The organism is Aquiflexum sp. (assembly GCF_041749095.1).
Taxonomy (GTDB): Bacteria; Bacteroidota; Bacteroidia; order Cytophagales; family Cyclobacteriaceae; genus Aquiflexum.
This window is the reverse complement of record NZ_JBGTCA010000489.1, coordinates 24493-34672: the sequence shown is the minus strand read 5'-3', so window position 1 is coordinate 34672 and position 10180 is coordinate 24493. Positions and strand designations below refer to the sequence as shown.

At 38.2% G+C, this 10180-nt stretch carries 11 protein-coding genes; 5 read left to right on the top strand and 6 right to left on the bottom strand.

The genetic code is table 11. The annotated features are described in order from the left end of the window. Positions 1–734 precede the first annotated feature (734 nt). Positions 735–1694 (bottom strand): YheT family hydrolase, encoded by a 960-nt coding sequence (locus ACEW8O_RS22355; protein WP_373496853.1) that lies wholly within the window; start codon positions 1692–1694, stop codon positions 735–737. A gap of 45 nt (positions 1695–1739) precedes the next feature. Here ACEW8O_RS22355 and ACEW8O_RS22350 point away from each other — a divergent pair, with 45 nt between their 5' ends. Next, positions 1740–3125: an amidohydrolase gene (locus ACEW8O_RS22350; RefSeq protein ID WP_373496852.1), complete on the top strand. Its 1386-nt coding sequence runs from the start codon at positions 1740–1742 to the stop codon at positions 3123–3125. Between the two features lie 629 nt (positions 3126–3754). On the opposite strand, the gene ACEW8O_RS22345 is transcribed toward ACEW8O_RS22350, so the two are convergent. The 5 genes from ACEW8O_RS22345 to ACEW8O_RS22325 all read right to left on the bottom strand — a co-directional run bounded on the left by ACEW8O_RS22345 (position 3755) and on the right by ACEW8O_RS22325 (position 7199). Beyond that, the gene (locus ACEW8O_RS22345; protein WP_373496851.1) at positions 3755–4447 is read right to left on the bottom strand and encodes a TIGR04283 family arsenosugar biosynthesis glycosyltransferase; all 693 of its coding nucleotides are present in this window, start codon (positions 4445–4447) and stop codon (positions 3755–3757) included. Positions 4448–4453: 6 nt separating this feature from the next. Next, entirely contained in the window at positions 4454–5056 is a 603-nt protein-coding gene (locus ACEW8O_RS22340) for a DUF6134 family protein (RefSeq protein WP_373496850.1), read from the bottom strand. Between the two features lie 101 nt (positions 5057–5157). Next, positions 5158–5781, bottom strand: coding sequence for a TIGR04282 family arsenosugar biosynthesis glycosyltransferase (locus ACEW8O_RS22335; RefSeq protein ID WP_373496849.1), 624 nt, complete (start codon positions 5779–5781; stop codon positions 5158–5160). 4 nt (positions 5782–5785) lie between these two features. Next, positions 5786–6829 (bottom strand): arsenosugar biosynthesis radical SAM (seleno)protein ArsS, encoded by a 1044-nt coding sequence (gene arsS, locus ACEW8O_RS22330; protein WP_373496848.1) that lies wholly within the window; start codon positions 6827–6829, stop codon positions 5786–5788. A 37-nt stretch (positions 6830–6866) separates the two neighbouring features. Continuing rightward, positions 6867–7199, bottom strand: coding sequence for an arsenosugar biosynthesis-associated peroxidase-like protein (locus ACEW8O_RS22325; RefSeq protein WP_373496847.1), 333 nt, complete (start codon positions 7197–7199; stop codon positions 6867–6869). A 249-nt stretch (positions 7200–7448) separates the two neighbouring features. Here ACEW8O_RS22325 and ACEW8O_RS22320 point away from each other — a divergent pair, with 249 nt between their 5' ends. The 4 genes from ACEW8O_RS22320 to ACEW8O_RS22305 all read left to right on the top strand — a co-directional run bounded on the left by ACEW8O_RS22320 (position 7449) and on the right by ACEW8O_RS22305 (position 10176). Next, positions 7449–8084, top strand: coding sequence for a peroxiredoxin (locus ACEW8O_RS22320; protein WP_373496846.1), 636 nt, complete (start codon positions 7449–7451; stop codon positions 8082–8084). 116 nt (positions 8085–8200) lie between these two features. Further along, on the top strand, positions 8201–9283 hold the full coding sequence (locus ACEW8O_RS22315) for a 3-oxoacyl-ACP synthase III family protein (protein ID WP_373496845.1): 1083 nt from the start codon (positions 8201–8203) through the stop codon (positions 9281–9283). 312 nt (positions 9284–9595) lie between these two features. Further along, positions 9596–9811: a hypothetical protein gene (locus tag ACEW8O_RS22310; protein ID WP_373496844.1), complete on the top strand. Its 216-nt coding sequence runs from the start codon at positions 9596–9598 to the stop codon at positions 9809–9811. Next, positions 9808–10176 (top strand): type II toxin-antitoxin system VapC family toxin, encoded by a 369-nt coding sequence (locus ACEW8O_RS22305; RefSeq protein ID WP_373496843.1) that lies wholly within the window; start codon positions 9808–9810, stop codon positions 10174–10176. Before ACEW8O_RS22310 ends, ACEW8O_RS22305 begins: the two co-directional genes overlap by 4 nt. Positions 10177–10180 lie beyond the last annotated feature (4 nt).

The following is a 10180-nucleotide window of genomic DNA, read 5'->3' as shown; positions in this document are numbered from 1 at the left end:
TCCTCCATTTTCATAGATTCCTTCCCCACAAAACAGATCGTAGAGATGGACTTTTTCAATGCCAGCCGCCCTGCTCAAGATGTTCAGGTATTTTTGAATGTACAAATTAAGCAACCTTACTTTTACTTCTGAATGCTCATACATGCTAGACTGCGAATCTTTCATTTGTTAAACAATTGAGTAATAAACAATAAGAAAATTTAAACCATCCAATTCTTCTTCTAAAATCTGAATTAAAATAATTCAATAAAAATAAAAATTAAGTTCAAATGATTCTAAAAAATTTGGAAAGTCCACAACATTATGAGGGTTTTTTATTGCCTGATTTAACGTCTTTTAAGAAATCCAATAGAATTTTTAATTTGAAGTGTTCGTTTGAATTCAAACAGTCATGAAAAAAAATCATAGATATAAAGATTTCTTTTTCGGCTAAGGCCGAAAATTGATTGGGTAATAGTTATTAATAAGCGATGGCTCTGTGGGCCATCGTTTTTTTTATTGGGCTTGAAAACAGATACGAATGTTAGCAAGGATTAACATTATACATAATTAATAAGGAGAAAAGTAAATCCTTAGGCAACAGACTTCTCCTGACGTCGAAGTGACAAGGAAATGTTCATTTCGCTTTTTATTGCGGAAGGTTTATCTGATCGCAGTCTTCCTCTAAAAATCTGTCATTTTCAAGCCGACCTTCCGTTAGTGAGGTCTCATATCTCAAGTCTCATATCTCCCGTCTACCCCAAAAACTCCAAAAACCTATACTCCGCCCAGGTAAACTCCTGCCCCTTGACCATAAAACCTGTATGCCCTCCCCTTGCCGGCATTTCCAGAAAAAGATATTGGTGGTTTCTGGCCAAATCCACAGGATAGCATCTGTCTATCAAAAGTGGATCATTGAGCGCATTGATGATCAGCGTTGGAATCTGAATATCCTTCATCCAATTGTCAGCGCTTACTGAATGGTAAAAATCATTCCCGTCTTTGAATCCATGGATTTTGGCAGTGAAATGGGTATCAAAAGTATCAAACTCCTTTACCCTCTTAAGTAAATCCAGATCCACCAAACCGGGGAACTGTTGTCCTTTCAGGAACATTTTTGCCTTCAGTTTTCCCAGAAAGCGTTTTTTGTAAAAGGCATTTCTTTTTTCTTTAAGCGTAGCCGCAGAATCCGGTAAGTTGCAGGGGGCAGAATAAACGGCTGCTTTTTTGATTTTTGAATTCAGGTCAAGACCGTTTTCTCCTAAGTATTTTAGCGTTTGTGCTCCTCCCATGCTGATACCGGCAAGATAATATGAATCATAAGTTTTGGACTTCTCAACATGATCAATAACTGTTTTTAAATCATAGCTCGCCCCATGATGGTACATAATGGGTTGAAGATTCATTTCACCACCACAGGTACGGTTATTCCATGCCAATACATCATAACCGTTTTGATTGAACAATTTGGCCAATCCTCTTGCATAATGTCTTTCAGAACTTCCCTCTAAGCCATGGCTTATGATCAGGAGTTTGTCACTTCCGACATTTGACCAATCCAGATCCAAAAAATCCCCATCAGGGGTGTCAATCTTTTCCCTCTGATATTGAATGCCCAATACTTTTCTAAAGATGCTTGGAATAATTGTTTCAAAATGTCCATTAAAGAGCATTCTTGGAGGTGTACCATAAGTTGATTTTTCTATGATTGGCATAAAAACTGTGGAATTACTTTAACCGATAATTCAATATTGGCCACAATGAGTGAATTATTTGCGTTATTTGAAAAAGTAAAATACAAGAAGTTTATGAGAGTTTCCCAGTTTTCCCTTTACCTTTTTCTCCTGATCATCATATTTCCAATGTCTGGATTTTCGCAATCTGTTGACAATTTTATTGACAAAATCTATCCTGAACTGGATCAACTCTACAAAGAGCTACATCAGAATCCTGAATTGTCATTACAAGAAAAAGAAACTTCTGCAAGGATAGCCAAAGAACTGAAATCCTTGGGATATCAGGTAACGGAAAATATTGGCGGTTATGGGGTGGTTGGTGTACTGGAAAACGGCGCCGGTCCGGTCCTCCTAATACGGACAGATATGGATGCCCTGCCTATGGAAGAAAAAACAGGTCTTTCCTATGCATCCACCAAAAAAGGAACTTCCAATGATGGAAAGGAAACCTTTATCACCCATTCCTGTGGGCATGATATTCACATGAGTGTTTTTGTAGGAACGGCCAAAATGATGGTGGAATACAAACAGGCCTGGAGGGGAACACTCTTGATGATCGGCCAACCTGCTGAAGAAAACGGAATGGGCGCATGGAACATGACGAACGACGGTTTGTACGAACGCTTTCCCCATCCTGATTATGCCATTGCGCTACATGATGATCCATTTTTGCCGGCAGGTATGTTGGGTTATAAATCAGGCCCATTGATGGCAGGTGTGGATATGATGAATGTGACTGTCTATGGTGAAGGAGCGCATGGTGCCGCTCCGCATAAAGGCATTGATCCCATTGTCCTGAGTGCGCAGATGATACAGGCTTATCAGACTATTGTAAGTAGGAGGATTGCTCCTACCGATCCTGCCGTAATCACGGTTGGGTCAATCCACGGTGGAACTGTCCACAACATCATACCGGATGAGGTGGTGATGCAATTGACTTTGCGCTCATATTCTCCCGAAGTAAGGGAAGAAATGATCAGCAGCATCAAACGCATCAGTGAGCAATATGCCCGGGCAGCAGGATTATCGGAAGAAAAAATGCCCACCTATTGGATACGCCATCCCCATACACCTGCCTTGATCAATGATGCGGATTTGACCCGACAGATGGTGGATGTCTTTAGAAACAATATTGGAGCGGACAAAGTCAAAGAAGTGCAAGCCCAGATGATTGGGGAAGATTTCAGCCGTTTTGGTTTACAGGAGAGGAATATTCCTATCACGATGTTTTACCTGGGAGCATCAGACCCCGAGTTTTTGGAAAAAGCTGAAAGAGAAGGATTGGAAATACCCGGTCTGCACTCTCCCTACTTCGCTCCCCTGCCCGAACCCACCATCAAGACCGGTTTGAAGGCAATGAGTCTGTTTGCAATGGATATTTTGAAGAATGTGGAGATGTTGAAAAAATAGATATTGAAAAATAGATATTGGTGGATATATTTTGAAATAAATTGAAATATGTTGAAATATTGTTTAAGATATTAGTGGATATTTTTTGATATTGACTGATATTTTTTGAGTCTTAGCATAGAAATAGAGTTTCGGAGAGCTGAAGAGATTCGGAATTAAATAGAAATAAAGTTGAAATCGGAGCGAATCGAAGATCCCGAGAATTAAGTGATTCGGGATATGATTGATATAAAGTTGAAATAATTACCTTATCCGACGCTGTATTTTGTCAATTCAGTGCTGATTAAGAAAATTTATATCGCCGAAGGCATATATCAATTTATATCGTGCAGCTTATATCTATAAATAGAAGATCTCAAAATAGATATAAAGTTGAAATTATTTCCTCATCTACCGCTGTATTCTGCCATTCAGGTTTGATGATGGGAAATTATATCGCCGAAGGCATATTTCAACTATATATCACAAGGTATATATCAATAATAAAAAATATCTCTCAAATTAAAAAGATGACCTTAACTTCACATTACCTTAACCAATTAAAAATTTATGGATGATACCTTTGTTTCAATAAGTTTTCTCATAGGTATTGATGATATATAAAAAGGACCGTATTGCGGTCCTTTTTTTTACCTGTAGATCAAGAGTCTTGAATATAATTCTTTAAGTTTCGAAGAGGGTGTATTGAAAAAGAATAGGGTGAAAACAATCAGATTGGCCACTTGAACCCGAAGCCAGGAATTGGTCTCATATTTCCGGGCAGAGACAGTGATCTTTTTGGGAATGACATGGAAACTGTACTTTTTTTTAAGCCTTCTCACCAATTCAAAATCTTCCATAATGCAATAATATTCATCAAAACCTTTTAAATCCTCAAATACTTCTTTTTTGATAAATAACGTTTGATCACCTCCGCCTGACAATAAGCCATTAAACGTAGTAAACCAGGAATTTAATCTTAGAAGGCGGTTATCTGAATCAAAGGAATAGGCAAAGCAACCCGCCGGAACTCCCCTATCCACTTCCTGAACAATGTCCTCATAAAACGAGGGGAGCACTCTTGTATCTGCATGCACAAAATATAGGATATCTCCTTTTGCCTGACGGGAACCCATATTCATCTGACAAGCTCGGGAACAGATTTCTGACCTGACTACTTTGGCACCCATTATTAAAGCTGTCTCAACAGAATCATCTTTACTGCATCCATCCACGACTATAACTTCTATTTCATCCTTCTTTTCATGATTGAAAAAAAATGGAAGTAATTCCCTCAGGTTCTCTGATTCATTCAATATTGGTATGATTATGCTCAGCTTCACAGGGGATCATTTTCTTTTGACCACATAATTTTTGATCGGACTGTACATCACTATTTTTTCGAGTACTCCATTGACATAGTAGTACTTGTTTTTATTGCCATTGACATCGACTTCGTAATAATCTTTGACTTTTTGGATGGGAGACACCAATCCAAAACCGTCCGCCATAAATTCACTGATATTTACAGGTTCCTCAAAGAAAAAAACCGATGAACTGAAATGTAGGGGTTTATGGATTGGGCTCGTATTTTCGTATTTGTAATTTTTGGAATCCACTTTATAGTGGTCTTTATCCCACTGTATCAAGGTCCTGAAATCACCCCTGTTGGTTTTGGATTGTGAATCTGAGGAGATCAGTTGCTTACCATGAAATTCAGTCTCGACTAAATAGTCCACGTTGATTCTTCCGAAAAACCAAAAACTCACCTCACTCCTGACTTCGTAGGATGTTTTTTGTCCTGCCTTCCTTTTGACCGCTGTCATTTCACCGATGGATATACCTGCCACACTTATGTCGTACTTCACTTCCTCCTGACCACTGACAAAGGATGGATGAAGAAAGAAAATAAGAATAAAAATGACTGATAACCTGAACAACTGTCTATACATTATAAACATGGGTTGAATTAAATACAAACTCAATTCTTTTACAAACCAATATTCAGCAATATCCAATTAAAATCAACAACAACCGCCTCCATCATAAATAATTACTCATATGATATCAAAATTCTGAAGGTTAGCCAATCTTCTTCGGTATCTATATCCGAAAGGGTAGGTAAAAGGTAGTGGGAAAGATTATCATTGTTTATTTTTTGCAAAGTTGTGGGTAGGACTTTTACAGTGCTCCAGGGCATTTGCCAAAATAATTGTGGGTGGACCTTTTTCATTCCGATTAGATAATATCCCCCGTCCAAGGCAGATCCTATTACTACCTCATGCTTTTTCAGGGAATCCAAAGCTGTTTCCAATATTTTCGGGGAGATTTCCGGACAGTCAGTACCTATTAAAAATGCTTTGGAATAACCCATTCCAAAAATGGTGGCAAAAGCATTTTGCATTCTTTCCCCCAAGTCGGCTCCTTCCTGAACCATTTTGGCAGTGATATGGTCTTGAAAACTTTCTTCGATTTCTTCAAAAGCATCGGAAAAAAACACCCAAATATCGGCATTCTTTACTTCTATAGCCTGTCTGTAAGTAAAGGCCACCAAATCCCTATAAATTTCCAATGCCTGTTGATTGCCAACCGAAGCTGCCAATCTGGTTTTTACTTTTCCTAAAACCAGGTTTTTCTGAAAAATGATGATGGCATTTTCTGAATTTTTGCTTTTCATAAATCTAAGCAGTTGCTCCTCCACAACTTGACCCTGCCCCGGCCGTACAGCCAAAGCAGTGTTGGTTGACCACGATATTTCTGTTTTTCAAAAGTATTTGATCCCAATCGCTGATATGCTGGCTTTTTGGGATTTCCACCTTGAGATCCAACATTTGATTGAAATCACAATCATACAGGTATCCATCCCAACCAACCGAAATGGTTGAACGGCACATTACATTAGCGGCTGCAGTGGGATTATATGATTCGATCAATTTTTCCATATATCCTTCATAATTACCACTCCGGATCAGGTAATCCAAAAACCTGCTGATGGGGATATTGGTTATGGTAAAAAGCGCATTGAAACTGATCCCGAAATTATTGCCCAATTTCTTTTTAAACTCAGCTTGAAGACCTTCCTGACTTCCCGGTAAAAAAGCTCCCGAAGGATTGTAAACAAGGTTTAATATCAAATCGCTTCCCTCAATGCCATATCCAATATCATTCAACATTTTTAAGGCCTTGATTGATTTTTCAAATACCCCATCCCCTCTTTGTGCATCTGTTCTAGAGGCCGAGAAATAGGGAAGAGATGAAACAACTTCTATCCGGTTTGTTTTAAAGAATTCAGGCAGGCCATGAAATTTCGGATTGGCCAATATGATAGTCAGGTTACACCTTACGATGATATTGATATCCTTTCCGATTTTTCTGATTTCAGTTACAAACCATCTGAAATCAGGATTCATTTCAGGTGCCCCCCCTGTGAGGTCTACTGATTTGATGTTGTTCTTTTCAATCACGCTCAGACAATCTTCCATAATTTCCCTTGTCATGATTTCTTTCCTGTCAGGACCTGCATCCACATGGCAATGCTGACAGACCTGATTACACATCTTTCCCATATTTATCTGCAGGGTTTCGATTTGTAAAGGCTTGAGCGGGTACAATTGGGATTCATCCAATTTTTGGACAAAACTGATTCCGGAATCTGGAGATTCCAGCAGTTCTAATTCATACCGGGAGTTTGACAAGGGGTGATTCTGCGCTTTTAAAGACTTCATGGATTTTTTGGTAAAAAAAGGTTGGCTTAGATATTACTTACATGGACAATTCTTTGACTTTATTCATCATTTGTGTCCCATGTACCAATGAGGCTCCGCCTCTAATGGCTGCAGCAACATGCACCGCTTCCATCATCTGTTCTTCATCACAGCCTTTTTCCATGGTATCAACTGTGTACGCATCTATACAATATGGGCATTGTATGGCATGTGCAACGGCCAGGGCAATCAGCGATTTTTCACGCGCCGTCAATGCACCTTCTTTGAAAACTTCTCCATAGTAATCGAAGAATTTATCTGCCATGGATTTCTGGAATTCACCGATCTTTCCAAATTTTTTAAGGTCTTCGGGGTTGTAATAAGTCTTCATAGTTTTTCTTGATTTACGATAATGCTAAATGTATTGGATTTATAACTAAATCAAAACCGATTTTTGGGAAGGTATGTTTAAACCTACATCAGCGTCATTGCGAGTCCCCAACATTATTAAATACAACGATTACGCCAAAAAAGAGACCGGATGTAATATATATCATTAATAGTCTTCTCATTGAAACTAATTGTACTGAAATTGTGTAACATGTCTATAAATTCTATAGACTTTTAAACCAAAATCATTATGTCACTAAGATTGGGAGATATTGCTCCAAACTTTGTCGCTGAGACGACAGAAGGGAAAATTAATTTTCATGAGTATTTGGGAGATGGATGGGGAGTCCTATTTTCACATCCTGCCGATTATACTCCTGTATGCACAACCGAACTCGGTGCTGTTGCCAAATTAAAATCCGAGTTTGACAAAAGAAATGTCAAGGTACTGGCCTTGAGCGTGGATGGATTGGCTGACCATAAGGAATGGATCAAAGATATCAATGAGACTCAGAACACTACAGTCAATTTTCCCCTGATTGCGGATGAAGACAGGAAAGTCGCTGAATTGTATGATATGATCCATCCCAATGCAAGTGAAAAAGCTACCGTCAGGTCAGTTTTCGTGATCGGTAATGACAAAAAAATCAAATTAATCATTACTTATCCTGCAAGTACAGGAAGGAATTTTGAAGAATTATTGCGTGTGATTGATTCTTTGCAATTGACAGCCTATCATTCAGTTGCCACTCCGGCCGATTGGAAATATGGTGAGGATGTGGTCATTGTTCCCTCTGTAGCCGATGCAGACATTCCCGCCAAATTCCCAAAAGGGCATACCAGAATCAAACCATACCTACGGACAACACCACAGCCCAACATTTAAAATTCAGGAAAGCCCTGGATTATTCAGGGCTTTTCTTTTTAAATAAGAATACCTTTTTTGAAATATTATTACTTAATTGGGTGCCAAAATAAATACACCTCTCAAAATCACCTTATATGTCTATTTACACCGTAATCAAGGGTTCTGGTTCATACCTCCCAGATGTCATTGTAAAGAATCAAGACTTTTTGAACAATAATTTTATCAATGAAAAGGGTGAAAAAATCCCCAAAGAAAATTGTGCGATCATACAGAAATTCCAGGAGATAACAGAAATAGAAGAAAGAAGATATTTAAGTCCGGAATTAAATACCTCGGACATGGCATATATAGCTGCCAAAGCTGCCATTGAGGATTCCGGGATAGATCCTGAAACTTTAGATTACATTATCGTTGCCCAAAATTTTGGAGAAATATTATACAATAACAGAAAAACGGATATTCTTCCCACCATTGCTTCTAGGGTAAAGCATCTGCTAAAAATAGCGAACCCTGATTGTGTGGCTTATGATCTTCCGTTTGGTTGCCCCGGATGGGTACAGGGTGTGATCCATGCAGACTATTTTATCAAATCCGGTGATGCAAAAAGAGCTTTGATTATTGGCGCAGAAACACTTTCAAGGATCATTGATCCCCATGATATAGACAGCATGATTTATTCAGACGGTGCGGGAGCTGTCGTATTGGAAGGAGTGGAAAGTGAAGAACCAATAGGAGTTCTTTGCCACAAAACCAGAACGGATACCCTTACCCAGGCCCATTTATTGAAAATGGATATTTCCTATAATCCCGATTTCAAGGATGATACCTTATTTCTTAAGATGAACGGACGGAAACTATATGAATATGCCCTGAACACTGTACCTGTTTTGATGAAGCAGGCCATAGAAAAATCCGGCTTGGATATCAAAGACATCAGCAAAGTACTCATACATCAGGCCAATGCCAAAATGGATGAGGCAATTCTAATCCGAACTTTGAAACTTTTTGGGGTTACCCAAAAACCTGAAGGCATCATGCCAATGATCATTTCCAAAATGGGCAATAACTCAGTAGCCACAGTGCCTATCTTGTATGACATGATTGCAAGAAATGAGCTCAATGGATATCATTTCACTTCAGGTGACAATTTGATTTTTGCCTCAGTAGGTGCAGGTATGAACGTGAATGCATTTGTTTACAGGATTCCTGAGAATTAGTCAGGTTCTGAAATATTTTTGATCCCCTTAAAACCCTATCCCCTTTGCCATCATTCCCGCCAAAAACGGGATAATCAACAACAACAGCAGCTCAAAGCGCAACCTTCTTAAAATTGATTTTGGAACGGAAAACATTTCAATGGGATATTCTTTTCTATTTTGATAAAAAAGGTTAGCACAGAAATAAAAGAAGACCTATGTTTAGGAAAAAGCCAAGTTGGTGGAAATCTAAAAACAAATTCAGCCAATGAAAAATAAGACAATGGTTGTATATTTAAAATATAAATCAAAAAAGCTTTAAATTTTGGGCATATGAACATTGACACCATAAAAGTTGAATTAATTGATTGGATAGCAAGCCTAAACGACCAAAAGGCTCTGAATAATATCTTGGAAATGAAGGAAAAATTAAGCTTGAAAAAGGAGAAATCTGATTCCAAAATCTTTGGCTCAGGTAAGCATTTGGTGGAATATATTGCTGATGACTTCAATGAGCCTTTGGACGCATTTAATGAATACAAAAAATGAAATACCTTATTGACACACATATTCTGCTGTGGTACATTGTAGGAGACAAAAGAATAAACAGTGAGACTCAATCCAAAATAGAAAATAAAGGAAATCAAATATTTTTGAGCAATGCCAGCATTTGGGAAATTGCGATTAAACTCAGTATCGGTAAATTAAAATTAAATGGAAGTTTAGACGACTTAAAAAAATTTCTGGATGGAAAGGGCTTTAAGCTTATAGAATATGATTTTGACGATTTAGAAATACTTTTGAAACTTCCTTTCCACCATCAAGACCCATTTGATAGGCTTATTATTGCCCAAGCGAAGTCAAAATCTTTAGAAATAATTACAAATGATACTCAGGTTCTGAAATATTTTTGATCCC

Bases quoted from the DNA above. Each gene is read 5' to 3' on its own strand.
- ACEW8O_RS22355 (WP_373496853.1), bottom strand. From the start codon at position 1,694: ATGCCAATCATAGAAAAATCAACTTATGGTACACCTCCAAGAATGCTC.
- ACEW8O_RS22350 (WP_373496852.1), top strand. From the start codon at position 1,740: ATGAGTGAATTATTTGCGTTATTTGAAAAAGTAAAATACAAGAAGTTT.
- ACEW8O_RS22340 (WP_373496850.1), bottom strand. From the start codon at position 5,056: ATGTATAGACAGTTGTTCAGGTTATCAGTCATTTTTATTCTTATTTTC.
- ACEW8O_RS22335 (WP_373496849.1), bottom strand. From the start codon at position 5,781: ATGAAAAGCAAAAATTCAGAAAATGCCATCATCATTTTTCAGAAAAAC.
- arsS (WP_373496848.1), bottom strand. From the start codon at position 6,829: ATGAAGTCTTTAAAAGCGCAGAATCACCCCTTGTCAAACTCCCGGTAT.
- ACEW8O_RS22325 (WP_373496847.1), bottom strand. From the start codon at position 7,199: ATGAAGACTTATTACAACCCCGAAGACCTTAAAAAATTTGGAAAGATC.
- ACEW8O_RS22320 (WP_373496846.1), top strand. From the start codon at position 7,449: ATGTCACTAAGATTGGGAGATATTGCTCCAAACTTTGTCGCTGAGACG.
- ACEW8O_RS22315 (WP_373496845.1), top strand. From the start codon at position 8,201: ATGTCTATTTACACCGTAATCAAGGGTTCTGGTTCATACCTCCCAGAT.
- ACEW8O_RS22310 (WP_373496844.1), top strand. From the start codon at position 9,596: ATGAACATTGACACCATAAAAGTTGAATTAATTGATTGGATAGCAAGC.
- ACEW8O_RS22305 (WP_373496843.1), top strand. From the start codon at position 9,808: ATGAAATACCTTATTGACACACATATTCTGCTGTGGTACATTGTAGGA.